This window comes from Streptosporangium sp. NPDC000239, from assembly GCF_040300765.1.
Lineage (GTDB): Bacteria > Actinomycetota > Actinomycetes > Streptosporangiales > Streptosporangiaceae > Streptosporangium.
On the sequence record NZ_JBEPEI010000010.1, the window covers coordinates 92,405 to 116,586 of the forward strand.

Annotated in this window: 23 protein-coding genes; 10 read left to right on the top strand and 13 right to left on the bottom strand. The window is 71.8% G+C overall.

The window, feature by feature from the left end; genetic code table 11:
• Nucleotide 1: 1 nt before the first annotated feature.
• From ABT340_RS24045 to ABT340_RS24055, 3 genes are all read left to right on the top strand, one after another.
• Nucleotides 2-1,195: an ROK family transcriptional regulator gene (locus ABT340_RS24045; protein WP_352013058.1), complete on the top strand. Its 1,194-nt coding sequence runs from the start codon at nt 2-4 to the stop codon at nt 1,193-1,195.
• A gap of 216 nt (nt 1,196-1,411) precedes the next feature.
• Nucleotides 1,412-2,674, top strand: coding sequence for a 6-phospho-beta-glucosidase (locus ABT340_RS24050; RefSeq protein ID WP_352013059.1), 1,263 nt, complete (start codon nt 1,412-1,414; stop codon nt 2,672-2,674).
• Nucleotides 2,671-3,642, top strand: a complete 972-nt coding sequence (locus tag ABT340_RS24055) for an N-acetylglucosamine kinase (RefSeq protein WP_352013060.1) — start codon at nt 2,671-2,673, stop codon at nt 3,640-3,642. The genes ABT340_RS24050 and ABT340_RS24055 overlap by 4 nt, the downstream gene beginning before the upstream one ends.
• A 38-nt stretch (nt 3,643-3,680) precedes the next feature.
• Here the strand turns inward: ABT340_RS24055 and ABT340_RS24060 are convergent, their stop codons facing one another.
• Complete coding sequence (locus ABT340_RS24060; RefSeq protein ID WP_352013061.1) at nt 3,681-4,181, bottom strand: Lrp/AsnC family transcriptional regulator; 501 nt, start codon at nt 4,179-4,181, stop codon at nt 3,681-3,683.
• A gap of 110 nt (nt 4,182-4,291) precedes the next feature.
• Between ABT340_RS24060 and ABT340_RS24065 the strand changes: the two genes are divergently transcribed.
• From ABT340_RS24065 to ABT340_RS24075, 3 genes are all read left to right on the top strand, one after another.
• Nucleotides 4,292-5,254 carry a pirin family protein gene (locus ABT340_RS24065; protein WP_352013062.1) on the top strand — a complete coding sequence of 321 codons (963 nt, stop codon included), beginning with the start codon at nt 4,292-4,294 and terminating at the stop codon, nt 5,252-5,254.
• A 64-nt stretch (nt 5,255-5,318) separates the two neighbouring features.
• Nucleotides 5,319-6,731, top strand: a complete 1,413-nt coding sequence (locus ABT340_RS24070) for a dihydrolipoyl dehydrogenase family protein (protein ID WP_352013063.1) — start codon at nt 5,319-5,321, stop codon at nt 6,729-6,731.
• Nucleotides 6,732-6,990: 259 nt separating this feature from the next.
• Nucleotides 6,991-7,665, top strand: coding sequence for a hypothetical protein (locus tag ABT340_RS24075; RefSeq protein ID WP_352013064.1), 675 nt, complete (start codon nt 6,991-6,993; stop codon nt 7,663-7,665).
• An 18-nt stretch (nt 7,666-7,683) separates the two neighbouring features.
• Here the strand turns inward: ABT340_RS24075 and ABT340_RS24080 are convergent, their stop codons facing one another.
• A complete protein-coding gene (locus tag ABT340_RS24080; protein WP_352013065.1) occupies nt 7,684-8,832 on the bottom strand; it encodes an acyl-CoA dehydrogenase family protein in 1,149 nt (382 codons plus the stop codon).
• A gap of 73 nt (nt 8,833-8,905) precedes the next feature.
• On the bottom strand, nt 8,906-10,030 hold the full coding sequence (locus ABT340_RS24085; RefSeq protein ID WP_352013066.1) for a M24 family metallopeptidase: 1,125 nt from the start codon (nt 10,028-10,030) through the stop codon (nt 8,906-8,908).
• Nucleotides 10,031-10,267: 237 nt separating this feature from the next.
• Here ABT340_RS24085 and ABT340_RS24090 point away from each other — a divergent pair, with 237 nt between their 5' ends.
• The 3 genes from ABT340_RS24090 to ABT340_RS24100 are packed head-to-tail and all read left to right on the top strand — an operon-like array spanning nt 10,268 to nt 13,913.
• Complete coding sequence (locus tag ABT340_RS24090) at nt 10,268-11,488, top strand: PP2C family protein-serine/threonine phosphatase (protein WP_352013067.1); 1,221 nt, start codon at nt 10,268-10,270, stop codon at nt 11,486-11,488.
• Between the two features lie 22 nt (nt 11,489-11,510).
• A complete protein-coding gene (locus tag ABT340_RS24095; protein WP_352013068.1) occupies nt 11,511-12,434 on the top strand; it encodes a 5'-3' exonuclease in 924 nt (307 codons plus the stop codon).
• 51 nt (nt 12,435-12,485) lie between these two features.
• Complete coding sequence (locus ABT340_RS24100) at nt 12,486-13,913, top strand: RNB domain-containing ribonuclease (RefSeq protein ID WP_352013069.1); 1,428 nt, start codon at nt 12,486-12,488, stop codon at nt 13,911-13,913.
• A gap of 58 nt (nt 13,914-13,971) precedes the next feature.
• On the opposite strand, the gene ABT340_RS24105 is transcribed toward ABT340_RS24100, so the two are convergent.
• The 8 genes from ABT340_RS24105 to ABT340_RS24140 form a co-directional block, all read right to left on the bottom strand.
• Nucleotides 13,972-14,139 carry a hypothetical protein gene (locus ABT340_RS24105; protein ID WP_352013070.1) on the bottom strand — a complete coding sequence of 56 codons (168 nt, stop codon included), beginning with the start codon at nt 14,137-14,139 and terminating at the stop codon, nt 13,972-13,974.
• A gap of 155 nt (nt 14,140-14,294) precedes the next feature.
• Nucleotides 14,295-17,024, bottom strand: coding sequence for a DEAD/DEAH box helicase (locus tag ABT340_RS24110; protein ID WP_352013071.1), 2,730 nt, complete (start codon nt 17,022-17,024; stop codon nt 14,295-14,297).
• A 335-nt stretch (nt 17,025-17,359) separates the two neighbouring features.
• The gene (locus ABT340_RS24115; protein WP_352013072.1) at nt 17,360-18,277 is read right to left on the bottom strand and encodes a diacylglycerol kinase family protein; all 918 of its coding nucleotides are present in this window, start codon (nt 18,275-18,277) and stop codon (nt 17,360-17,362) included.
• Nucleotides 18,278-18,295: 18 nt separating this feature from the next.
• Nucleotides 18,296-19,090: a twin-arginine translocase subunit TatC gene (gene tatC, locus ABT340_RS24120; RefSeq protein WP_352013073.1), complete on the bottom strand. Its 795-nt coding sequence runs from the start codon at nt 19,088-19,090 to the stop codon at nt 18,296-18,298.
• Nucleotides 19,091-19,247: 157 nt separating this feature from the next.
• Nucleotides 19,248-19,577 carry a Sec-independent protein translocase subunit TatA gene (tatA, locus tag ABT340_RS24125; protein WP_352013074.1) on the bottom strand — a complete coding sequence of 110 codons (330 nt, stop codon included), beginning with the start codon at nt 19,575-19,577 and terminating at the stop codon, nt 19,248-19,250.
• Between the two features lie 65 nt (nt 19,578-19,642).
• Nucleotides 19,643-19,831, bottom strand: coding sequence for a hypothetical protein (locus tag ABT340_RS24130; protein ID WP_352013075.1), 189 nt, complete (start codon nt 19,829-19,831; stop codon nt 19,643-19,645).
• A gap of 24 nt (nt 19,832-19,855) precedes the next feature.
• A complete protein-coding gene (locus ABT340_RS24135; RefSeq protein ID WP_352013076.1) occupies nt 19,856-20,812 on the bottom strand; it encodes a helix-turn-helix transcriptional regulator in 957 nt (318 codons plus the stop codon).
• A 37-nt stretch (nt 20,813-20,849) separates the two neighbouring features.
• Entirely contained in the window at nt 20,850-21,809 is a 960-nt protein-coding gene (locus tag ABT340_RS24140; protein ID WP_352013077.1) for a helix-turn-helix transcriptional regulator, read from the bottom strand.
• Between the two features lie 56 nt (nt 21,810-21,865).
• Between ABT340_RS24140 and ABT340_RS24145 the strand changes: the two genes are divergently transcribed.
• Nucleotides 21,866-22,936, top strand: coding sequence for a DUF3866 family protein (locus ABT340_RS24145; RefSeq protein WP_352013078.1), 1,071 nt, complete (start codon nt 21,866-21,868; stop codon nt 22,934-22,936).
• Here ABT340_RS24145 and ABT340_RS24150 read toward each other — a convergent pair.
• Both ABT340_RS24150 and ABT340_RS24155 read right to left on the bottom strand, forming a co-directional pair.
• Nucleotides 22,882-23,358, bottom strand: coding sequence for a DUF3291 domain-containing protein (locus ABT340_RS24150; RefSeq protein WP_352013232.1), 477 nt, complete (start codon nt 23,356-23,358; stop codon nt 22,882-22,884). The genes ABT340_RS24145 and ABT340_RS24150 overlap by 55 nt on opposite strands.
• 33 nt (nt 23,359-23,391) lie before the next feature.
• Complete coding sequence (locus ABT340_RS24155) at nt 23,392-24,033, bottom strand: helix-turn-helix transcriptional regulator (protein ID WP_352013079.1); 642 nt, start codon at nt 24,031-24,033, stop codon at nt 23,392-23,394.
• Nucleotides 24,034-24,182 lie beyond the last annotated feature (149 nt).

Consider the following 24,182-nt stretch of genomic DNA (forward strand, 5'->3'; position numbering starts at 1 on the left):
TGTGACCCAGCCCACCCCGGGCACTCCCAGCCTGCTGCGGGCGATCAACGATCGGGCGGCCCTGCAGGCGCTTCTGGAGCGCGGGCCGCTGACCCGCCCGGAGATCGGCGCCCTCACAGGCCTGTCCAAGCCCACAGCATCCCAGTTGCTCGCCCGGTTGCAAGAGGCGGGGCTGGTCGTGCTCAACGGCATCCGTGAGGGACTGCCCGGCCGCACCGCGGAGGTCTACCGCCTCAACCCCGAGGCCGCGCACGTCGCCGCGCTCGACGTCACCCACACCCACATCGACGCCAGGGTCGCCGACATCACCGGGACCGTGATCGGCATGCACCGCCTGGTGACCCCCGACCCCTCCGACGACCTGGTCGGACGGGTCCGGGCCGCGCTCGACGGCGCGGGCGCCCCCGTGGACCTGAGGCGCGTCGTCATCGGCGTGCAGGGCGCGCTCGACCCGGGTACCGGCAGGATCGGCTACGCCACCAGCAGGGACCTGCCCGGCTGGCACATCCCCCGCCTCGTCGAGACCCTCGGCGAAGGACTCGGCGTCCCGGTATCGGTCGAGAACAACGTCAACCTCGTCGCCCAGGCGGAGCAGGCGCACGGCGCCGCGCGCGGGCACCGGGACTTCGTGCTGCTGTGGGCCGACGAGGGCCTCGGCTCCGCGCTGGTGCTCGGCGGCAGACTGCACCGGGGCGCGACCGGCGGCGCGGGCGAGGTCGGCTACATGCCCGCGCCCGGGGCGCCCACCGCCCGCGAGAGCGGCCGCTACGCCAACCACGGCTACCAGGCCCTCACCGGCGGCCCCGCCGTGCTCAGGATCCTCAGGTCGTACGGCGTGCCGGGCGCGACCTTCAGACTGGCCGTGAGCAACGCCGTACTGGCCGCCGAGGGCGGCGGGGCACGGGCGGGCGACGCCCGCGCCGGGCTGCGCGAGGTCGCCTCCCGGCTGGCGGTCGGCCTGGCCTCGATCACCTCCGTCGTCGACCCCGAGCTGATCGTGCTGACCGGCGGGACCTTCATGGCCGGCGGCGAGACCCTGCGGGGACTCGTCGAACGCGAGCTGCACACGCTGACCATCCCCCGTCCCCCGCTGCTGCTGTCGGCCGTCGAGGGCAACCCCGTCCTCACGGGCGCGCTCGACCTCGCCCTCGCCGCCACCCGCGAGGAGGTCTTCAGCTCGACCGTGCCGACCTGAGCCGCCTTCACCCCCTCCCCCACCAGCAAGGAGCAGCCGTCGTGCGCCGACGTCCCCCCGCCCGCGTCCCGGCACCGCCGGGGTGAGTCCCCTTCCGGCCGCCGCGGCCCAACCGCACGGTGACGGCCCGTCCTCGGGCACGGCACCGGTGATCACCGTTTTCCCCTACGCCCGGAGAGTTCCCGTCCAGGGCGTGACGTTGACAGGAGTAGACAGATGAAGCTCGCCGTAGTCGGGGGCGGCTCGACGTACACACCGGAGCTGATCGACGGATTCGCCCGGCTGCGGGACGAGCTGCCGATAACCGAGATCGCGCTGGTCGATCCCGACCCCACCCGGCTCGGGCTGGTCTCGGGGATGGCCCGCCGCATGCTGGAGCACGCCGGCCACCCGGCCAGGGTCGTGGCGACCGCCTCGGTCGAGGAGGGCGTCTCCGGAGCCGACGCCGTACTGCTCCAGCTGCGGATCGGCGGCCAGGCCGCGCGCAACGTGGACGAGACGCTGCCCCTCGAATGCGGATGCGTCGGCCAGGAGACCACCGGCGCGGGCGGCCTGGCCAAGGCCCTGCGCACCGTCCCCGTGGTGCTGGACATCGCCGAGAAGATCCGCACGCACGCGCCCGACGCCTGGATCGTCGACTTCACCAACCCGGTCGGCATCGTCACCAGGGCGCTGCTCGAGGCCGGGCACCGGGCCATCGGCCTGTGCAACGTGGCCATCGGCCTGCAGCGCCGCTTCGCGGCGGGGCTCGGGGTCGCCCCCGAACGGATCTCCCTCGGCCACTTCGGCCTGAACCACCTGACCTGGGTGCGCTCGGTCAGCCTCGACGGCGTCGACGTGCTGCCGCGGACGCTGCGGGAGCCCCTCGGCGAGGAGGTCGCCGAGGCGATCGGCCTTCCGCTGTCCCTGATGCGCCACCTCGGCGTGGTTCCCTCCTACTACCTGCGTTACTACTACGAGCACGACGCCGTGGTGGCCGAGCAGCGCAGCAAGCCCTCACGGGCCGCGGAGGTCGCGGCGATGGAGGCCAGCCTCCTGGAGATGTACGCCGACCCGTCGGTGAACACCAAGCCCGAACTGCTGGAGAAGCGGGGTGGCGCGTTCTACTCGGAGGCGGCGGTCGCGCTGATCGCCTCACTGCTCGGCGACCGGGGCGACGCCCAGGTGGTCAACCTGCGCAACGACGGCACCCTGCCCTTCCTGCCCGACGAGGCGGTCATCGAGGTCCCGGCCACGATCACCGCGGCCGGGGCGCGCGCGCTGCCCGTGGCCCCGGTCGAACCGCTCTACGCGGGGCTCATCGCGCACGTCACGGCCTACGAGACCCTGGCCCTCGACGCCGCGCTGCACGGCGGCCTCCGGCGGGTCTCCGACGCGCTGCTCGCCCACCCGCTGATCGGCCAGGCCTCACTGTCCGACGACCTCGCCCGGCGCCTCATCGAGGCCAACCGCGCCCACCTGCCCTGGGCGACGGAGTGAGGACCGTACTGGCGGTCGACGGCGGCAACAGCAAGACCGACGTCGCGCTGGTCGCCGAGGACGGCTCCGTCCTCGGCACCGGCCGTGGCGGCCCCTTCCAGCCGCAGATCTCGGGGGTCGGCACCGCCGTCGACGCGATCGCCGAGGCCGTGAGGGCGATGCTCGGCCCGGACGCCGCTCCCCCGTTCGCCGGCCATGTGGCCGCCTACGTGGCGGGCGCCGACCTGCCCGCGGAGGAGGAGATCCTGCGTGCGGAGATCCTCGCCAGGGGATACGGCGAGGACGTGGTCGTCGGCAACGACACCTTCGCGCTGCTGCGCGCCGGAGCCTCGGGGCCCGCCGGGGTCGCCGTGGTCTGCGGGGCGGGCGTCAACGCCGCGGCGGTCTCCCCGACCGGCGAGGTGGCGAGGTATCCGGCCCTGGGCAAGCTCACCGGCGACTGGGGCGGCGGCTTCGGCCTGGGCGAGGAGGCACTGTGGTCCGCCATCCGCGCCGAGGACGGCAGGGGCCCGGAGACCGCGCTGCGGGAGGCCGTGCGCGAGCACTTCGGCACCCGCACGGTCGAGGAGGCCTGCCTCGACATCCACTTCGGCCGCACCCCGATCGACAGGCTGCACGAACTGGTGCCGGTGCTGATGACCGTGGCGTCCTCGGGGGACGAGATCGCCCGGTCCCTGGTGACGCGGATGGCCGAGGAGGTCACCGTGCTCGCGGTGGTCGCGCTGCGCCGTCTCGGCCTGCTGGAGACCCCGATGGAGGTCGTCCTCGGCGGTGGCGTGCTGACCGCCCGCGACCCGCTGCTGAACGGCCTGATCGAGGAGCGCTTCGCCGAGCGGGCCCCCCAGGCCAAGCTGATCGTGGCGGACGCTCCGCCGATCATGGGCGCCGCCCTGCTCGGCCTGGACGCCTTCGGCGCGACCGAGGAGGCCAAGGCCGCGCTGCGCGCCCACTTCCACGCGGCGGTGTAAGGAAGCCCCGTACGGCCCGCGACGGCCGTACGGGGCACTCAGGCCTGTTCCACGGCCTTCTCGTCGGGTTTGTCGTCGGTCTTACCCGCCTGCCCGCCGATCAGCTCGGGCGCCCGGTGTTCGTACGGCGTGCTGAGCACGACCGTCGTCCTGGTCGAGACGTTGGCCGAGGTGCGGATCTGGTTGAGCAGCTCCTCCAGCGCCAGCGGCGAGGCGACCCTGACCTTGAGGATGTAGCTCTCGTCCCCGGCCACGCTGTGACAGGCCTCGATGGCGCCCAGGTGGGCCAGCCGTTCCGGGGCGTCGTCGGCGGCGGCCGGGTCGATGGGCTTGATGGAGACGAACGCGGTGAGCGGCAGCCCGATCGCGTCGTAGTCCACGAGCGCCGCGTATCCCCTGACGACCCCGCGTTTCTCCAGCCTGCGCACCCGCTGGTGCACCGCGGAGACCGAAAGCCCGGTCTCCCTCGCGAGGTCGGTGAAACTCATCCGGCCGTCTCTGGCCAGTAACGTCACGATCCGACGGTCGATCTCCTCCATCCGGACAACGGTAACGGGCCGTGGGACGGCGCGCGCAGCCGCATGGTCACGGCATGGTCCCAACCGCCCCACGTGTGCCGGCCGGTCGGCGGCGGCCGTACATTCTCGGCATGAGCAACCTGGAACGCGAGCCCCGGGAGACGGAGTGCGGCGGCCCGACCGGCCGCGCCGGCGCCGCGGCGGGCCCGGCCGGTGAGCTTCTCACCGGCCGTGAGGTGGTGCTGGGCGGCCCACGGGGCATGAGGGTGACCCGGACCCTGCCCGGCCGCGACGTGCGCATGGTCGGGGCGTGGTGCTTCCTCGACCACTACGGCCCCGAACGGACGGCCATGCGGGTGCCCGCGCACCCGCACACCGGCCTGCAGACGGTCAGCTGGCTCGTCGAGGGCGAGGTGCTGCACCGCGACTGCCTGGGCAGCGAGCAGGTGATCCGGCCCGGCAGTCTCAACCTCATGACGGCGGGCCGCGGCATCTCGCACTCCGAGGAGTCCCCCGCCGGGCGTGACCTGCACGGCGTGCAGCTGTGGGTCGCGCTCCCCGCCGCGCACCGGGGGACGGAACCCTCCTTCGAGCACCATCCGGTGCTGCCGGAGCTCACCGGGCCCGGCTTCACGGCGAAGGTCCTGATGGGCGAGCTGGGCGGCGTCGTCTCCCCGGCCCGCGTCCACAGCCCGCTGACCGGCGCCGAGATCACCCTGGAGGAGGGCGCACGGGTCACGGTCCCGCTCAGACCGGACTTCGAGCACGCCGTGCTGATCCTGTCCGGCGCGGTGCGCGCCTGCGGAACGGACCTGGCGCCGGGGCCGCTGCTCTACCTGGGCACGGGCCGCTCGGAGCTCACCCTGAGCGCCGGGGCGCCCGCGCGCCTCATGCTGCTCGGCGGCGAGCCGTTCGAGGAGCGGATCGTGATGTGGTGGAACTTCGTCGGCCGCGACCACGACGAGATCGTCCGGTTCCGGCAGGAGTGGATGACGGGCGAGGCGTTCGGCGTCGTCCCCGGCGCGCCGGGGACCCGGCTGCCCGCGCCTGACCTGCCCGGGACCCCGTTGAGACCACGGGGCCGGCACCGCTGACGCCGGCACGGGCGGCGCCTCTGACAAGCTGGACGTGGAGTTTCCGAAGTCCTGGGAGGCAGTCGTGGCCGATGAGTTCGACGTGGTCGTTGTGGGCGCCGGGCCCGCCGGGGAGAACGTCGCGGGACGTGTGGCCCGGGGCGGGCTGAGCGTCGCGGTGGTCGAGGAGGAGCTGGCCGGCGGTGAGTGCTCCTACTGGGCGTGCATCCCCAGCAAGGCCCTGCTGCGCCCGGTCGAGCTGGCCGCCGAGGTCGGGCGGGTCCCGGGTCTCGGGACGACGCCGATCGACACGGCCGCCGTGCTCGCCCGGCGTGACGAGGCGGTCTCGCACCTGGACGACGGCGGCCAGGTCGGCTGGGTCGAGGGCCTGCCCGCCGAGTTCGTGCGGGGCCGGGGACGGCTGGCCGGCCCCAAAGTGGTCGAGGTGACCGGGCCCGACGGTTCCGTCCGGACGTTGCGCGCCCGGCACGCGGTCGCGCTGGCCACCGGGAGCCGCCCGGCCTTCCCGCCGGCCGCCGGGCTGGCCGGGGCCTCTCCGTGGACGAGCCGCGAGGCCACCTCGGTGCGGGAGGTCCCCGGGCGGCTGGCCGTGCTCGGCGGAGGCGTGGTCGCCTGTGAGATGGCGCAGGCCCTGCACGGGCTCGGCGCGCGGGAGGTGACGCTCCTGGTGCGCGGCGGTTCGCTGCTCGGCAGGGTCGAGCCGTTCGCCGGGGAGCTGGTCGCGGAGTCGATGGCGGCCAGGGGGATCGAGGTGCGCACCCGGGCCGAGGTGACCCGGGTCGAACGGCCGGCGCCCGGCGGCCCGGTGACCGTCCACCTGGCCTCCGGGCCGCCCGTGGAGGCCGACGAGCTGCTGGTCGCCACCGGACGCTCGCCCGCGACGGGGGACGTGGGCCTGGCCTCCGTCGGGCTGCCCGAGCGGGGCCCGGTCGAGGTCGACGACAGCATGCGCGCCGTCGGCGTCGGGGACGGCTGGCTGTACGCCGTCGGCGACGTCAACGGCCGCGCCCTGCTCACCCACATGGGCAAGTACCAGGCGCGGGTGTGCGGCGACGTGATCGTGGCCAGGGCCAGGGGGGAGCGCGACGACCTGCCCGCGCTGCGCGCCGTCGCCGACGGGTACGGCGCGCCGCAGGTGGTCTTCACCGACCCCCAGGTCTGCGCGGTCGGCCGTACCGAGGCCGCGGCCAGGGCCGAGGGCTTCGACGTGCGCGCGGTCGAGTACGACCTCGGCTCGGTCTCCGGTGCCTACCTGCTGGGGGACGGCTATCGGGGCAGGGCAAAGGCGGTCGTCGACGAGCGGCGGCGGGTCCTGCTCGGGGTGACCTTCGCCGGCCCCGGGGTGGCCGAGCTGCTGCACGCGGCGACGGTCGCCGTCACCGCCGAGGTGCCGCTCGAACGGCTCTGGCACGCCGTACCGGCCTTCCCCACGGTCAGCGAGGTGTGGTTGCGGCTGCTCGAGGAGTACGGCCTCTGAGGGACACGCCCGGGCGAGGGGGCGGGGGACGGTCATGGAAGATCTTCCCGGTCCCCTCCCCGGTGCTCCTTCCGCGCGCCCACCGGGGATCGCGGCTTTTGTCCCATAACCTCTCCACCTGCCGAGGTTCATGTTTTGGCCAGCGAAAAAAATGGTTTTTTGACTGGTTTGTCATATTTTAGAAACAGGCGGGAACCAATGGAAAGGATACGGTTTCGGCAGGTACATGGAGCGGACCAGGGCGTGCAAGGGGGGCGAAATGGCAGCCATGGAGAAGGGCATGCACAGCAACCAGCACGAAACTCCCTGGCAGGTCGACTTCCAGGCGCTGGACAGACGTGAACGCCTGATCATCAAACGAATGCTCGCCGGACTCGCGCTGGGCATGGTGCTGGCCGTGGCCGGCGAGTCACTCGCCGAGGTGCTTCCCCCGTCGGTCACCATGGCCTACGACCCGTACGTCTACGGGCTACTGGTGCTCGTCATGACCCGCGGTTCGACCAACGCCTGGTGGGCCGCGCTCAACGGGCTGCTGGCCACCGCCGGCCTGACCGCGGGCCACGTGGTCGCCCACGCCCTCAACCACGACGAGACCCTGCTCGCCCAGGCCAACGAGAGCTGGCAGATCGCCCTGAGCGTCACGATGGTCGGCTTCGGCGTCGCGGGCTATCTCAGCCGCAGGAACGGCCTGAGCGGCGACGTGGCGGTCGGGGCGTTCACCGCCCTGGTGTGCACCGAGGGGCGGGAGATGCAGCAGGCCGCCCTGGTTCCGCACGGCGGCCCGGCACCGGCCGGTCCGTGGCCGCTGGTGGCCCTGGTGCTCCTCGGAGTGTGCCTTCCCCTCCTGCTCCGCCCGACCGCCCCGTCACGGCTGCGCACCCTGATGATCACCGTCGGCTGCGCAGCCGTCCTGGTCGGACTGTCCATGCTGTGACGAGGCCCCCGGCGCCGCTCAGGCCTTCTTGGCCAGGGCCCTGCCGATGACCAGCCGCTGGATCTGGTTGGTGCCCTCGACGATCTGCAGCACCTTCGCCTCCCGCATGTAACGCTCCACCGGGAAGTCCTCGACGTAGCCGTAGCCGCCGAAGACCTGGACGGCGTCGGTGGTGACCTTCATGCACACGTCGGTGGCGAACAGCTTGGCCATCGCCGCCTGGGTGCCGTACGGGCGGCCCGCGTCGCGCAGCCTGGCGGCGTCCAGGTAGAGCGCCCGCGCCGCGGCGACCTGGGTGGCCATGTCGGCGAGCATGAACCCGATCCCCTGGAAGTCGATGACGCGCGAGCCGAACTGCCTGCGCTCCCCCGCGTACGCGATCGCCGCGTCGAGCGCCGCCTGGGCCAGGCCGACCGCGCAGGCCGCGATGCCGAGCCTGCCCCCGTCCAGGGCGGCGAGGGCCACCCGGAAACCCTCCCCCTCCTGGCCGACCAGGGCGTCCCCGGCGAGCCGTACGCCGTCGAAGCGGACCTGGGCCGTCGGCGAGGAGCGCAGGCCCATCTTGCGCTCGGGCGCTCCAAACGACACCCCCTCGGTGCCCGCGGGGACGTGGAAGCAGGAGATGCCACGGCTGCCGTCGTCGGAGGTCCTGGCCATCAGGGTGTAGAAGTCGGCCTGCCCGCCGTGGGTGATCCAGGCCTTGACCCCGTCGACGAGATAGCCGTCGGCGTCACGCACCGCGCGGGTGCTCAGGGCCGCGGCGTCGGAGCCGGACTGGGGCTCCGACAGGCAGTAGGCGCCGAGCAGCTCGCCCCCGAGCAGCTCCGGCAGCAGTTCGGCGCGCTGGGCGGCGGAGCCGTACGCGGCGACCGGGAAGCTGGCCAGGGTGTGCACGGACAGCCCCAGCCCGACCGCCAGCCAGCCCGCGGCCAGCTCCTCGATGACCTGGAGGTACACCTCGTACGGCTGCGCGCCGCCGCCGTGCTCCTCGGGATAGGGGAGGCCGAGCAGGCCGGACCTGCCCAGGACGGTGAAGACCTCGCGGGGGAAGCGCTTGGCGGACTCGTCGGCCGACGCCCTGGGCGCGACCTCCTTGGCGATCAGGTCGCGGACGAGATCCAGCAGGTCGTGGGCCTCGGCGGTTGGCAGCGTACGCTCAACGGTCATATCCGCTTACTCCAGGTCAGGGGCTAAGCAAAAAGGGCGGCCGGGATCGCCGGCCACCCGATTGTTACACCTGTCACACTATGACGAGCTCCCGAGGGCGGTGGTTGAGCCGCTCGCCGCCCTCCTCGGTGCAGATGAGGATGTCCTCGATGCGGGCGCCGTGCTCACCCGGCAGGTAGATGCCCGGCTCGACGGAGAAGGCGTGCCCCGGTTCGAGCGGCTCGGTGTTGCCGGCGACGATGTAGGGCTCCTCGTGGGTCTCCAGGCCGATGCCGTGCCCGGTGCGGTGGATGAAGTAGTCTCCGTAGCCCTCCTCGGCGATCACCTCGCGCGCCGCCGCGTCGACCGACTCGCACGAGGCCCCGGGCCTGACGGCCGCGCAGGCGGCCTCCTGGGCCCGCTGGAGCACCTCGTAGTATCGCGTGAACTCCTTGGGCGGCTCCCCGACGCAGTAGACCCTGGTCGAGTCGGAGCAGTAGCCGCTGGGCATCTGGCCGCCGATGTCGACGACCACGGGCTCGCCCTCCTGGATGATCCGGTCGGAGAGGTCGTGGTGCGGGCTGGCCCCGTTGTGGCCGGAGGCGACGATGACGAAGTCGACGGTCGAGTGCCCCGCCGCGATGATCGCATCCGCGATGTCCCGTCCGACCTCCCGCTCGGTACGGCCCGCCCGCAGGAAGTCCGGCACCTGCGCGTGCACGGCGTCGATCGCGGCCCCCGCCTCGCGGAGCGCGGCCGCCTCGGCCTCGCTCTTGCGCATGCGCAGGCCGCGCAGCACCGATCCGGCGAGCACCTGCTCCGTGCCGGGCAACGCGTCGCGGAAACGCAGCGACTGCATGGCCCACATCCGGTCGGCCAGCCCGACCCTGCCGACCTTCCCCGCGCCGCCCAGCCGCGCGGCGACGAGCGCGTAGGGGTCGTCGGTCTCGTCCCAGGGCACGAACTCGACACCCAGCCGCGCCGCCGGGGACTGCTCCGCGGCGGGCAGCTCCAGACGGGGCACCACCAGGAAGGCGGGGCCCTCGGCGGGCAACGCCAGGCAGGTGAGCCGTTCGAGCGGCAACGCCTCGTAGCCGGTCACGTAGCGCAGGTCGGGGCCCGGGGTGAGCAGCAGCGCGCCGAGGCCGGCGGCGGCCGTGGCCTCCTGCGCTGCGGCGAGACGGGTCACGGGATACAGGTCAGAGGACTCCTTTGTCACACCGACCAATGTAATCGTGAACAGATCGGCACCACACCTGTGGCCACACCCTTGATCGTCGCGACCGGGGAAAGTCCGGGGAAAGGACGTCGTTCGGGTGACAGTGCCACTACAATCCGTTGAAGGACGATCACATTTTGTGGATAGGATGTCCCTAGGTCCCCACATTCGAGAGCGAGCTAAATGGTCGGCGTAGTGGGCGGCCACCAGCCACCCCTCCACCCACGAAACGACCACGTGACCGGTTCCGCCCCGCTGACCGCGGCAGAGATGGTGCAGCCGTTGCGCGGAGAGCTGGACGAGCACATGGCCGTCGAAAGACAACTTCTCAGCACGCGGCTGGCCCATGCCGAACGGCTGGGCGATCTGGGCTGGGCCGAGTGGCACCTGCACAGCGGCGAGTCCACCTGGTCCGACCACGCCTACGCCATCTTCGGCCGCGATCCCGTCGAGGGCCCCATCGGCCTGCGTGACCTGGTCGGCCACGTCGAGCCGCAGGACCGGGCCCTCGTCGACGGGCTGCTCAGGTCGGTGGTCGATCTGGCCAAGCCCGGGCAGGCCGAGTTCCGCATCCGCCGCCGCGGGGAGGTCCGCAACCTCCGCGCGGCCCTGGACCCCGTCGTGAGCGGAGGACACGCCTCCGTGCACGGAGTGATCCAGGACGTCACCGGCCGCCGCAGAGCCGAGCAGATCGCCTCCGAGTCGCGCAGGCAACTGCTGGAGGTCCGTGAGCGGGCCGCCCAGCAGCAGGGCGTGAGCACGGCCCTGCGCGAGGCGATCATGCCGCGCCTCGGAGCGTCCGTCGACCTCCCCGGTGCCCGGATGGAGGTCCGCTACGTCCCCGCCGGGCAGAAGGACGGCCTCGGCGGCGACTGGTACGACGCCACGACCATGCCCGACGGACGGGTGCTGCTGACCATCGGCGACGTGTCCGGCCACGGCCTGCCCGCGGTCACCCAGATGAGCAGGCTCAGGCACGCGCTGGGCGGCCTCGCGATGACGGGCGAGCCTCCCGACCGGCTGCTGACCTGGCTCAACCACCTGGTGATGCACCGCTTCGAGGAGACCACCGCGACCGCGGTCGTCGGCCACCTCGACCCGCTGAGCCGCGTGTTCACCTGGAGCCAGGCGGGGCACCCGGCGCCGATCCTGGTCCGCGACGGGACCGCCGTCCAGCTTGAGCCGCCCTCGGGGGTGCTGCTCGGCGCGACCCTGTCCGAACGGTACGAACGCTCGGCCGTACGTCTGCGCGACGGTGACGCGCTGCTGCTGTTCACCGACGGGCTCGTCGAGCGGCGCGACCGCGACATCGACGAGGGGTTCGCCCTGACCCTCAGGGCCGCCTCCGCCCTGCGGCGGCAGGACGGGGAGGCCGCCCTGGACCGACTGATCCAGGCGGTCGGCGGCCCCAACCCCGAGGACGACACCTGTGTTCTGATGATCGTCCTGCCCGGGTGAACGACTTGGTTAAATGGTCGCCATGCCCGGGCTGATGCTTCTCGACACCCCTTCGCTGTACTACCGCGCCTTCTACGGGATACCGGAGTCGGTGACCGCCCCCGACGGGACGCCCGTCAACGCCGTGCGCGGCCTCATCGACATGATCGCCATGCTGGTCAGGCAGCACTCCCCCGGCGAGCTCGTCGCGTGCATGGACGCCGACTGGCGTCCCGCCTTCCGGGTCGCGGCGATCCCGTCCTACAAGACGCACCGCCTCGCCCCCGGAGGCGGCGAGGAGACCCCCGACACACTCGTCCCGCAGGTCCCGGTGATCGAGCAGGTCCTCGACGCCGCGGGCATCGCCCGCCTCGGCGTGCCGGGCTACGAGGCCGACGACGTGATGGGCACGCTCGCGCTGCGTCCCCGGGGCGAGACCGGCGGCGGAGTCGACATCGTCACCGGTGACCGGGACCTGTTCCAGCTCGTCGACGACGGCGTGCCGATCCGGGTCCTCTACACCGCCAGGGGCGTCAAGAACCTCCAGCTCGTCGACGAGGCCGCGGTCACCGCCAAATACGGCGTGCCGGGCCGTTCCTACGCCGACTTCGCCGTCCTGCGCGGCGACCCCAGTGACGGCCTGCCCGGGGTGCCCGGGGTCGGCGAGAAGACCGCCGCCGCCCTGATCACCCGGTTCGGCTCGCTCGACGCGCTGCTCAAGGCCCTCGACGGGGACGGCGACCTCACCGGGGCGCAGCGGAACAGGCTGGAGGCCGCCCGTGACTACCTGCGGGTGGCACCCGAGGTGGTCCGGGTCGCCCACGACGTGCCCGTGCCCGATGTCGGCCTGACCCTGCCCGCGCAGCCGCGCGACCCGCGGGCGCTCACCGACCTGGCCGGGCGTCATGGGCTCGGCGGTCCTCTCGGCCGCCTCGCCGATGCGTTGTCCTGGACCTGGCGGCCCTGAGCCCCGCCCTGGCCGAGCTCGGGCACCGCGGAGAGCGGTAGGTTGGCCCCCGTGCCCCACAAAAGCATCCGGGTGCCCGAAGACCCCCATCCGCGGCTGAGCGACGGATTCGAGCGGATCAGGCGTGAGTTGAGGCTGCCCGGGGAGTTCCCTCCGGCCGTGCGCGCCGAGGCGGAGCAGGTCACCAGGACACCCACGCTGCCCACGCTCGACCGCACCGACCTTCCCCTGGTCACGGTCGATCCGCCGGGGGCCATGGATCTGGACCAGGCCATGCACCTGGAGGAGCGTCGCGGCGGCTACCGCGCCTGGTACGCCGTCGCCGACGTCGCCGCCTTCGTACGGCCCGGCGGGGCGATCGACGCCGAGGCCCGTACCCGGGGCGAGACCGTCTACATGCCGGACGCCCGGGTGCCGTTGCATCCCGCCGTACTCTCCGAGGGCGCCGCCAGCCTGCTGCCCGGCGCGACCAGGCCCGCCGCGCTGTGGTGCGTCGACCTGGACGCCGAGGGCAGGGTCGTCGGCGCCGACGTGACCAGGGCGCTGGTGCGCAGCCGGGAACGCCTCGACTACGACTACGTGCAGACCGCGGTCGACACCGGGACCGCGGACGGCACGCTGCGGCTGCTGGCCGAGATCGGCAGGCTCAGGCTGGCACTCGAACGGGACAGGGGCGGCGTCACGCTGCCGACCCCGGAGCAGGAGGTCGTCCCGGACGGGGACGGCTACCGGGTCGAGCTGCGCGCCCCGATGGAGGCCGAGGCCTGGAACGCGCAGATCTCGTTGCTGACCGGCATGGCCGCGGCCTCGATGATGCTTGACGCCGAGATCGGCCTGCTGAGGGTGTTGCCGCCCGCCCCCGCCGAGAAGATCGCCCAGGTTCGCCGGGTCGCCGCCGCGCTGGGCGTGCCGTGGCCGGACGGGGCTGGCTACGGGGAGGTCGTCCACGGCCTCGACCCGAAGATCCCCGGGCAGGCCGCCTTTCTTGAGGAGTCGACGGTCCTGCTGCGCGGGGCCGGATACGTGGCCTTCAACGGCGCGCCGCCGGCCCAGGCGGCCCATGCGGCGGTCGCCGCGCCGTACGCGCACGTGACCGCTCCGCTGCGCAGGCTCATCGACCGCTACGCCACCGAGGTCTGCCTGTCGGTCGCGGCGGGCGAGCCGGTGCCCGAGGAGGTCCAGCGGGTCATGGGCGAGCTGCCCGGCGTCATGCGGGTGACGGGACGGCGCGCGGGCGCGGCCGAGAGGGCGTGCGTCGACCTGGTCGAGGCGTTCGTGCTGCGTGAGCGGGTCGGCCAGACGTTCGACGCGGTGGTGATCGACGTGGACGAGGGCCGGTCCGGGGGGCTGGTTCAGGTCACCGACCCCGCCGTGGTGGCCCGCTGCGACGGGGAACGGCTCCCGCTCGGCGAGGCCGTCCGGGTACGGCTGACGCGCGCCGACCCGGCGACCCGGGAGGTCCGTTTCAGCCTGACCTGACGGCGGGCTTCCCGCGTTCTCCGCCGGGCCGCCCGCCTCCGGTCTCCTGCTGGGCCTCTTACCTCTTGAGCGTCCAGCCGGCGCCGACGCCCAGCAGGTGCAGGGCGACGAGGGCCAGTCCGGCGAGGACGAGCGTGGTGACGGTCACGACGGAACCGACGGCCACACCGGCGATCTGGAAGATCAGCGCGAGAACGAACAGCAGCGCGGCGACGAGGGCGAGCATTCCTACCTCCCTGGGCGGGGGTCCAACATGGTTCCGCTTTGGGAATTTCCTAGGCGATATCCCGGAAAACAGCCCTGAAGGTGACGTTCCGCCCACCCGCCGTCACGCGGTATTGACCGGACGGTCAGTCGGCCCGTGCCCTCCCTCGGATCCGCTCAGCTCAGGGACGAGTAGGCCACGACGCCGCGTCTGAGCGCGTCCATCGCCTTGCCCGCGTTCTGCCTCACCTTGCTGCCGGACGGGGCCGCGTCGGCGATCTGGCCGAGCAGGTCGAGCAGCTGCTTGATCCAGCGCACGAAGTCTCCCGCGGCCAGCTCGGCGCCGTTGACCCCGTCGCCGAGCACCGCGTCCAGGTTGTGCCCCCTGGCCCAGCGGAAGGCCGCCCAGGCGAACCCGAAGTCGGGCTCCCTGATGAACGACAGGCCGTGGTCGCTCTCGACGGCCTCCAGGTCGCCCCACAGACGCATCATGTCGCCCAGCGCCTTCTGCACCCCGCCCGCGGGAATCCTCGGTTGACGCGCCTCGTCCGCCTGCCGGGACTCGAAGACCAGCGAGGAGACGGTGGCCGCCAGCTCCGCCGGGTCCAAGCCCTCCCAGAGCCCGGCGCGCAGGCACTCGGCGGTGAGCAGGTCCAGCTCGGTGTAGAGCTGGGCCAGCCTGCGACCCTCCGCGGTGACGTTCTCACCGTCGAGGTATCCCAGCTGGTCGAGCACCCCGCACACCTTGTCGAAGGTGCGGGCGATGACGTGGGAGCGGCCCTCGACCCTACGGCGCAGGCCCTCGGTCTCCCTGAGCAGCTTGTAGTAGCGCTCCGCCCAGCGGGCGTGGTCCTCCCGCTCGTCACAGCCGTGGCAGGGATGCTGCCTGAGGTCCCTGCGCAGGCGCAGGATCTCCTCGTCCTCCGCGGCGTGGTCACGCGCCCTGGGAGGCTTGCCGAGGTCACGGTCACCGAGCTTGGCGTGCATGGAGGAGACCAGGTCGGCCCGCTCCCTCGGCGACCGGGCGTTGAAGTTCTTCGGGATGCGCAGATGCTCGACCGGCTCGACGGGGACGGGGAAGTCGGCGGGTGAGAGCTTCTTGACCTGCTTGCCCGCGGTCAGCACCAGCGGGGCCGGCCCCTCACCGCGGGAGTTGAGCCCGGGGTCCAGGACGACCGCGACCCCGGCCCTGCGTCCGCCGGGCACACGGATGATGTCTCCCGGCCTGAGCGCCTCAAGGGAGCGCAGCGCCTGGCCCCTACGGGCCGCGCCACGCTGACGCGCCAGCTCGGCCTCCCGGTCGGACAGCGCCCTGCGCATCCCGGCGTACTCCTCGAAGTCGCCCAGATGACAGGTCATCGAGTCGCGGTAGCCCCGCAGCGCCTCCTCATGACGGCGCAGCTGCTTGGCGATGCCGACGACCGCCCGGTCGGCCTGGAACTGCGCGAAGGAGGACTCAAGGAGCGACCTGGCACGTTCCCTGCCCACCTGGCCGACCAGGTTGACCGCCATGTTGTAGGAGGGGCGGAAGCTGGAACGCAGGGGGTAGGTGCGGGTGCTGGCCAGGCCCGCGACCTGCAACGGGTCCATGCCCGGCTGCCAGTGGACGACCGCGTGTCCCTCGACGTCGATGCCGCGCCGCCCCGCCCTTCCGGTGAGCTGGGTGTACTCACCCGGGGTGAGGTCGGCGTGGGTCTCGCCGTTCCACTTGTCGAGCTTCTCGATCACCACGGAGCGGGCGGGCATGTTGATGCCCAGGGCGAGGGTCTCCGTGGCGAACACGGCCTTGACCAGGTTGCGGGTGAACAGTTCCTCGACGACCTCCTTGAAGGCCGGAAGCATGCCCGCGTGGTGGGCCGCCAGGCCGCGTTCCAGGGCGTCGCGCCACTCCAGGTAGCCGAGCACCGCGAGGTCCTCGTCCGGAAGGTGGGCGGTGCGCTCGTCGACGATCTGCCGGATCTCGTGACGCTCGGCGTCCGTGGTGAGCCGGATCCCGGCGTACAGGCACTGCATGACGGCCGCGTCGCAACCGGCCCTGGAGAAGATGAAGGTGATCGCGGGCAGCAGGCCCGCGGCGTCGAGACGCTCGATGGCCTGGGAACGGTCCGGCGGGCCGCCCCTGCGCGGGCGGGAGTAGCCCCTGCGGCCTCTGCCGTACGCCTGTCGCTCCTCGTCTCTGGCCAGGCGCAGCAGGTTGGGGTTGACCAGCGGCCTGAGGCCGTCCTCCTCACCGACGAAGAGGTCGTACAGGCGGTGACCGACGAGCATGTGCTGCCAGAGCGGGACGGGCCGGTGCTCGTCGACGATGACGCTGGTGTCGCCGCGGACCTCCCCCAGCCACTCACCGAACTCCTCGGCGTTACTGACCGTGGCCGACAGGGCGACCAGCCGTACCGACTCGGGAAGGTGGATGATCACCTCTTCCCAGACCGCGCCGCGGAACCGGTCGGCCAGGTAGTGGACCTCGTCCATGACGACGAAGCCGAGCCCCGCGAGGGTCCCCGACCCGGCGTAGAGCATGTTGCGCAGCACCTCGGTCGTCATGACGACGATCGGGGCCTCGCCGTTGACGCTGTTGTCACCGGTGAGCAGGCCGACCTTGGCGGCGCCGTAGCGTTTGACCAGGTCGTTGTACTTCTGGTTGGAGAGCGCCTTGATGGGGGTCGTGTAGAAGCACTTACGGCCCTCCTCCAGGGCCAGGTGCACCGCGAACTCCCCCACCACGGTCTTGCCCGAGCCGGTGGGGGCCGCCACGAGCACCCCGTCACCCGCCTCAAGAGCCCGGCAGGCGTCCAGCTGGAAGTCGTCCAGCTGGAAGCTGTAAAGACCGCGGAACGAGGTCAGCGCCGGTCCGCTGTCGGCCTGGCTCTGACGGAAGGCAGCGTAACGTTCCGCTGGGGTCGTCATGTCTCCAAGCCTACCGATATCAGGATTCCGGTCCGCCCCACGAACCCCAGAAGATCGCCCGCCTCCCCCTCCACCCGGGTTGAGGAGGATCCCGACGCCATGCGCGAAGAGTTCGGTTTGCACTTCCCTGGTCCAGTGTGTGAGGGATTTCCGGTTCGGGCGCTTCGGCGCCGTGCCCGAAAGGTTTCCACTCCGACGCCCTGGCGCCAGAAGTGAAGAGTTTGGTCTTGCTGCTTTACCGGTGCCGTGTGTGAGGGGTTTCGGCTTGGGCGCGTCGGTGCTTGGACTGAGGAACGCAGGAGCGCAGCGACGCAGTGACGAGGGAAAGCACCGACTCAGGGCGCCCAGGCCCCCGCGACGCCGAAGGCGGAGCAAAGAGACAGAGCCCCTGGGACGACCTCACAGTTGAGAGGGAGCGGGCCCAGGCGCTCGCCGTCGGCGTAGGCGACCACGTCCGGTGCCTCCAGAGTGATCCCGCGCACGCGCCTGGTCGTGACGAAGGGGTGGGTGATGTGGGAGCCCCGGTAGACCCGGGGAAAGGCGCGCAGGAAACGCCCGACGGGCACCGCGTCGATGATCGTCACGTCCAGCAGGCCGTCGTCGGGGACTGCGCCGGGGCACACGCGCATCCCGGCGCCGTAGGAGGAGGTGTTGCCGACGGCGACCAGCATGGCCCGCCGTTCGATCGTCTCGGTCCCCGAGGGGCCGTCCAGGATCATCCGGAACGGGATCGGCCGGTAGGAGCCCAGTTCCGCGGCCAGTGCGAGCAGGTATCTGGCCATGCCCGGTGGCCCGCTGATCCGGTTGGCCCGCTCGTTGACGCGGGAGTCGAAGCCGCAGGCGAGCACCCCTGCGAACCACTCGCCGCTCCCGGTCTGCACGGCGTCCACCGTACGGCTGCCACCCCGGAGTACGGCGTCGGCCGCCTCCAGAGGTCCGCCCCGCGGGACGCCGAGGGCGGTGGCGATGTCGTTTCCTGTGCCCGCGGGGATGATCCCCAGTGGGACTCCGGTCTCCGCGACCGCCTGCACGGCCAGGTGCACCAGCCCGTCACCGCCGAAGGCCACCAGCGCGCTCGCGCCGGCGGCCACGGCCGTACGGGCTCTGGCCAGGGCGTCGGCGGCGGATTCACCGACGAGCACGGAGACCTTCCTGTCGCCTCGGCGCAGCCGGTGCAGCACCGGGCCGAGCATCCCGCGTGAGCGCCCGCCCCGGGCGGCGGGGTTGACGAGGACGGCGATCTCTCCGGGCATGGGGCCGGAATCTACCGCCTATTTCGGCGGATCGGTATCCGTCTCCAGGTCGAGCGGGGAGGCCTCGTCGTCGGGCAGGTTGGAGAAGTCCTCGCCCTTGGGAGCTCTCTTCTCCCTGAGGTACATGAAGCCCTCGGCGAGGGCGAACAGCACGACCATCGGGATCGCCAGGGCGACCATCGAGAACGGGTCGGTGCTCGGGGTCGCGAGGGCGGCGAAGACGAACATGATGAAGATCACCGTGCGCCGGTGCTTGGCCACGGTGGCGCGCGGCAGAACGCCGATCACGTTGAGGAAGACCATGAGCAACGGCAGCTCGAAGGAGACACCGAAGATGACCAGCATCACCAGCGCGTAGGTGAGGTAGTCGTCCATCTCCAGCAGCGGGATCGCGTTGTTGGGCGCGAAGCTGAGCAGGATCGCCAGACCGGTGTCCATGATGAGGTAGGCCAGACCGGCACCCGCCAGGAACAGCGGGATCGCAAGGCCGAGGAACGACAGCGAGTAGCGCTTCTCGTTGCGGTACAGGCCAGGGGTGACGAAGGCCCAGATCTGATACAGCCAGACCGGTGAGGAGACGACCATCGCGAACATCACCGCGACCTTCAGGTTGACGAAGAAGGCCTCGAAGACACCGCGGATGGCGAAGGTGCACTCTCCGGCTCGCAGGGTCTGCGACGCGGGAAGGCTGCAGTAGGGCTCGGTGATGAAAGTCCAGATCGGCTGGAAGAACAGGAAGCCGACAACGATGCCGACGACCAGCGCGAGCAGGGAGATCAGGATGCGGTTGCGCAGCTCACGGAGGTGTTCCATGAGCGGCATGCGCCCCTCGGAGGATTCCGTGGGCGATCCCGGTCTGTTCGAGCCCGGCTTGGGCCATTTCAGCAGCGCCATTCACGAATCCCGGTCTGACGAGTGAGGTGGTGGGGAGCCGGCCACAGACCTGGCTGCGGCCTCTGCGGTACGGCCCCTACTGCGGCTTGGCCGCACCGGCCTGGGCACGCAGCTTCGCGGCCTGCTCCTCAAGGGCACGCGCCTGCTCCTCGGCCGTCTGGGCGGTGGGAGCCGTGGGGAGCGGCTGGGGAGCCGGGGCGGGCTGCTGCGCCTGGACGACGGTGGCCGTATGGGTGGCCGTGTGGGTGTCCGTCTCGTCGTCGTCGCGAAGCTTGGCCGTCTCCGACTTGAAGATCCGCAGCGACCGGCCCAGGCCGCGAGCCGCGTCCGGCAGTTTCTTCGCACCGAACAGCAGGATCAGGATCACGCCGATGATGATCAGCTCGGTGGGTCCCAGGTTAGGCATGACACATCCTTAGGCCGAACGACACGCACTCTCCTGCCCGATCGTACGCTCCCCCGGGCACAGACTCATCCCTTCCGGGATGGGATTGTCCGGACCTGCTCGTTCAAGGCGCTGTGTGCGGGGGTGATCGTCCGGCGAATCCTGTCGACCTCCCTGCCCAGCTCCCTGGTGGCCAGCAGCACGCGAACCCCGAGAAAACCCAGCACCAGCAGGCCTGCGAAGGCGAGACCGACCGCGGCGAAGATCCAGCTCATGACAGCCGATCATAACGGCGCACGTCAGGAGACCGACTCGTAACGATTCAGCGCCGAGGTCGCCGCCCGCCTGACGCTCTCGGCCAGTGAGGCGGGTGAGAGCACCCGGCCCGTGTCGCCGAGACGCAGTGCGAGCCGTACCAGCCAGCCCTGGTCGCGAGCCCGCAGCGCCACCTTCAGGCGCCCCTCGCCCAGCTCGGTGACCTCCTCGCACGCGTAGTACTCGGCGACCCAGCGGCCCGCGGGGGTCAGTTCGAGCTCGACCAGCTCGTCGGTCGGCGAAGGACGGAACACCCCGGGTGTCACCTCGTCGGGCACCGCGTCCGCGGGCGGGTCGGCGGCCGTTTCGAGGATCTCGACGGTGAGCATCCGGTCGAGACGGAACAGCCGGACCGCCTCGGCCCGGTAGCACCAGCCCGACAGGTAGGAACGGCCGTCCACCACGACCAGGCGCATCGGGTCGACCTCGCGCGGGGTGATCTCGTCACGGCCGGGCACGTGGTAGCGCAGCGACAGCCGCCGGCCGCGGCGCAACGCCTCGTTGACGGTCGGCAGGGCGTCCGGGGTCGCGCCGACCTCGACGGCGACCTGGCTGCTGACCGCCGCCGCTCCCTCTCCCGCGGCCTGCTCGAACTTGGCGATGACCCGCGCCAGCGCGTCACGGTCGCCGAACTCCGGCAGCTCGGCGAGCATCCGCAGGGCCACCAGCAGCGCGCTCGCCTCGTCGATGCCCAGCCGCAGCGGGCGGGCGATGGTCTCGGCGTTGTCGATGAGGATCTCACCGCCGTCCCAGGAGACGTCGATCAGGTCTCCCGGGGTGTGGCCGGGCAACCCGCACATCCACACCAGTTGCAGGTCGTCGATGAGCTGTTTCTCGCTCAGTCCGAAGACCTTGGCGACCTCCGGCACCTGCGCCCCGGGGTGGGACATCAGGTACGGCACCAGCGCCAGCAGCCTGGGCAACCGGTCGGCCGTGCTCATACTGCGCTCCCCCTGCTCGTTCGTGTGTCCTCGCCCGTCACGCCAGGGCTCCCTTCAGGCGGCGGATCACGGCCTCCCTGGCGTCCGGCGGACCGGTCACCTCGGCGTCCGCGGCGAAGCCCGCCACCCACCCGGCGAGCCGCTCGGTGTCGGTGAACTCGACGTCCAGCTCGTCCCACCCGCCGGTGCCCTGCCGTACGGCCTTGGCCACCTGGCGCAGCCCCTGGCAGGTGCCCTCGCGGACCCGGATGAGGGCGGTGCGCTCCCTGACCGTCATCTCGTCGCGGTAGCCGACCATCGAGGTGATGTCGACGCCCTCGGGGACCACGACGGCGCCGGGGCGGCCGACCGGTACGACGGGGCCGTTGATCCGGCTGAGCCGGAACACCCGTGCCGCGTCACGGTCGCGGTCGTGGCCGACGACGTACCAGCGGCCACGGCGGCTGACCACTCCCCACGGCTCGACCGTCCTGGTCAGCACGCTCTCGCTGGCCGCGGCCCGATAGGGGAAGCGGACCGCGCGCCGGTCGCGCACGGCCTCCCACAGCGCGGGGAAGGCCGGGTCCCGTGTGTCGACGCGCAGTTCGAGCGCCCCGCCGAGCATCCCGTCCGCCTCGTCGGTCTCCACTCCTCCCGCGCGCAGCTTCAGCAGCGCGCCGCTGGCGGCCTCGGCCAGGCTCGCGCGCTGCCACACCTGGGCGGCCAGACCGACCACGGCGGCCTCGTCGGGTTCGAGGGTGATCTCGGGCAGTTCGTAGGACTCCCTGACGATCCGGTAGCCGGGGTCCTCCTCCCAGGGGTCCTTCTGGACCTCGATCGGGATGCCGATCTCCCGCAGCTCGTTCTTGTCCCGCTCGAACATCCGCTGGAAGGCCTCGTCGTTGGCGGCGTCGTAGCCCGGCACCGCCTGGCGGATGTGCTCGGCGCTGAGCGGCCGCCTCGTGGCCAGCAGGCAGATCACAAGGTTCAGCAACCGCTCGGTCTTCCGGCGCGACATCCGGCCTCCTTCCCTGTTCACATGACTCTACGTCCAGGTGGCGCTACTCTTCCCCGGTGATCAGATGGCGCAGGGGCGAGGTCGCGCGTGTCCGGCGAGAGTGGTCGGGGGCGATGGAGATCGAGGTCTCCACCGAGGAGGGGGTCGTCCGCGCGCTGGCCTATCCCGCCCTGGTCGGGCGTCCTGAGCCGGGCGACACGGTCCTCCTCAACACGACCGCGCTCGCGATGGGTCTCGGTACGGGAGGTTACGCCATGGTGGTGGCTCTCCCGAACAGATTGCCGAAAGATCCACAGGGTCCCGGCCACCTGGTGAAGGCACGCTACACCCCCTTGCAGGCCACCGTGCTCGGTGCGGACGAGCAGGACTCGCCCTTCCACGAGGCGCTCCGCGAGGCCGACTCGCTGGACGGCATGCCGGTCGTGGTCGCCGACCTGCACTCGGCGCTGCCCGCGATCCTCTGCGGCCTCTACGGTTCCCGCCCCGGCGGGGCCCGGGTCGCCTACGTGATGCTCGACGGCGGCGCGCTGCCCGCCTGGTTCTCCATGTCCTGCGCCAGGCTCAGAGAGATCGGCTGGCTCGACGGGGTGGTCACGGTCGGCCAGGCGTTCGGCGGCGACGTGGAGGCCGTGACGCTGCACACGGGCCTGCTTGCGGCCCGCCACGTCATGGGCGCCGACGTGGCGGTCGTCACCCAGGGCCCCGGCAACCTGGGCACCGGCACCCGCTGGGGCTTCTCCGGCGTCTCGGCGGGCGAGGCGGTCAACGCGGCCTCCGTGCTGGACGGCAGGCCGGTCGCGGCGCTGCGGGTCAGCGAGGGCGACCTGCGTAAGCGCCACATCGGGGTATCCCACCACTCACTGACCGCCTACGGCAGGGTCGCCCTCGCCCCCGCCCAGGTGGTGGTGCCCGAGTTGCCCGGCGACTTCGGCAGCCGGGTCGCCGAGCAGTGCGCGCCGCTGGCCGTACGGCACGAGCTGGTCGGGGTCTCGGTCGAGGGGCTTTACGAGGCCCTCGCGGACTGCCCGGTCAGGCTGTCGACGATGGGCCGCGGGCTTGACGAGGACCTGGCCTACTTCCTGACCTCGGCGGCGGCGGGACGCCACGCGGCCTCGCTGCTCTCGTAGAACTGCTTGAAGGTGAAGGCCTCCGGCGTGGGGCCCTGCGCCTTGAGCAGGTCGAGGCGTTCCATGCCCTCCTCCAGCGTGGGCACGTGCCCGCGCGGAATCCACCACATCACCGAGTACGGCTCCGCGACGCGCTGGAACCACTCTCTGCGTCGCTGCAGGAAGCCCAGGTGGGCGCTGCGGTAGACGAAGTCCCACAGGCTGTCCCTGTCCTCCCACACGGAGAAGTTGATCAGCAGGTGGTCACCGTAGTCGTGATGGACGACGTCCTGAGGCCCGTCTCCTCCCTTGAGCCGCCACACATAGCCGGGGGCCTCCTCTGCGAGACGGTTGACGGGGTCGAGGGCCGCGACGAAGTCGGCGATCTCGGGGGATTCGAGGGGCGCGCGCAGATGACCGACGTTGAGCTGGGCGAGATGCATGCTCGTCAGCAAACCATCCACCGCCCTTCTATGTCAATCTTCATTGTTTTTAGAAAAGGCGACGCAGCACTCCCCAGGACGGGGGTCCAACCTGGCCGTACGGTCCTCCTCTCCCAGGGCGTCGAGCAGCCCCCGGCACAGCGCCAGGTTCATCGAGCACACCAGCAGCGGCTGCTCCTGCGACAACACGTGGAAGGGACAGTTGCGCAACCGCAGCGCGCCGTCCTCCTCGTAGGGTTCGTATCCTCGTCCGCGCAGCGCCCCGGTCAGGTCCTCGCCCCGTTCCGCCAGCTCCGCGCCCGCCCGCCGCGCGACCTCGTCGGCCACCTCGTCCCCGCCGAGGCGGTCGACCGCCTCGGCCAGCATCGACGCCATGGAGCGGTAGTCCCTGGCCGGGACGCTGACCTGCCACTCCCCTCGCGCCCTGCGGTAGACCTTCGCCGGACGGCCACTTCCCGGCCCCGTCCTGTCGGTCAGGCGCTTGAAACCCGCCTCCAGCAGGCCGGCCTCGACCAGCTTGTCGAGGTGGAAGGCCGCCAGGGTCCGTTGCACCCCGACCGCCTCCGCGGTCTCGTTGCGCCCCGCCTCACGCCCCAGGGAGGCCACATACTCGTAGACGGCCCGCCTCACGGGATCGTGCAGGGCCGCGACCGTGCCGAGGTCATCGCTGCTCACAGCCGGGATTCTAGGCGGTGTTCCTTTTGCGCCGCCTGACGGCGTCGCGGGGCTTGGGTGCCGGCACTCCTCACGTACGGCACCGGTACCGGTGACACGAAGGACCCGGCCACGCGGGTGCGTGACCGGGTCCCTTGAGCGCTCAAGCG

Bases quoted from the DNA above. Each gene is read 5' to 3' on its own strand.
- ABT340_RS24050 (WP_352013059.1), top strand. From the start codon at position 1,412: ATGAAGCTCGCCGTAGTCGGGGGCGGCTCGACGTACACACCGGAGCTG.
- ABT340_RS24060 (WP_352013061.1), bottom strand. From the start codon at position 4,181: ATGGAGGAGATCGACCGTCGGATCGTGACGTTACTGGCCAGAGACGGC.
- ABT340_RS24065 (WP_352013062.1), top strand. From the start codon at position 4,292: ATGAGCAACCTGGAACGCGAGCCCCGGGAGACGGAGTGCGGCGGCCCG.
- ABT340_RS24075 (WP_352013064.1), top strand. From the start codon at position 6,991: ATGGCAGCCATGGAGAAGGGCATGCACAGCAACCAGCACGAAACTCCC.
- ABT340_RS24080 (WP_352013065.1), bottom strand. From the start codon at position 8,832: ATGACCGTTGAGCGTACGCTGCCAACCGCCGAGGCCCACGACCTGCTG.
- ABT340_RS24095 (WP_352013068.1), top strand. From the start codon at position 11,511: ATGCCCGGGCTGATGCTTCTCGACACCCCTTCGCTGTACTACCGCGCC.
- ABT340_RS24105 (WP_352013070.1), bottom strand. From the start codon at position 14,139: ATGCTCGCCCTCGTCGCCGCGCTGCTGTTCGTTCTCGCGCTGATCTTC.
- ABT340_RS24110 (WP_352013071.1), bottom strand. From the start codon at position 17,024: ATGACGACCCCAGCGGAACGTTACGCTGCCTTCCGTCAGAGCCAGGCC.
- ABT340_RS24115 (WP_352013072.1), bottom strand. From the start codon at position 18,277: ATGCCCGGAGAGATCGCCGTCCTCGTCAACCCCGCCGCCCGGGGCGGG.
- tatC (WP_352013073.1), bottom strand. From the start codon at position 19,090: ATGGAACACCTCCGTGAGCTGCGCAACCGCATCCTGATCTCCCTGCTC.
- tatA (WP_352013074.1), bottom strand. From the start codon at position 19,577: ATGCCTAACCTGGGACCCACCGAGCTGATCATCATCGGCGTGATCCTG.
- ABT340_RS24130 (WP_352013075.1), bottom strand. From the start codon at position 19,831: ATGAGCTGGATCTTCGCCGCGGTCGGTCTCGCCTTCGCAGGCCTGCTG.
- ABT340_RS24135 (WP_352013076.1), bottom strand. From the start codon at position 20,812: ATGAGCACGGCCGACCGGTTGCCCAGGCTGCTGGCGCTGGTGCCGTAC.
- ABT340_RS24140 (WP_352013077.1), bottom strand. From the start codon at position 21,809: ATGTCGCGCCGGAAGACCGAGCGGTTGCTGAACCTTGTGATCTGCCTG.
- ABT340_RS24150 (WP_352013232.1), bottom strand. From the start codon at position 23,358: ATGCATCTCGCCCAGCTCAACGTCGGTCATCTGCGCGCGCCCCTCGAA.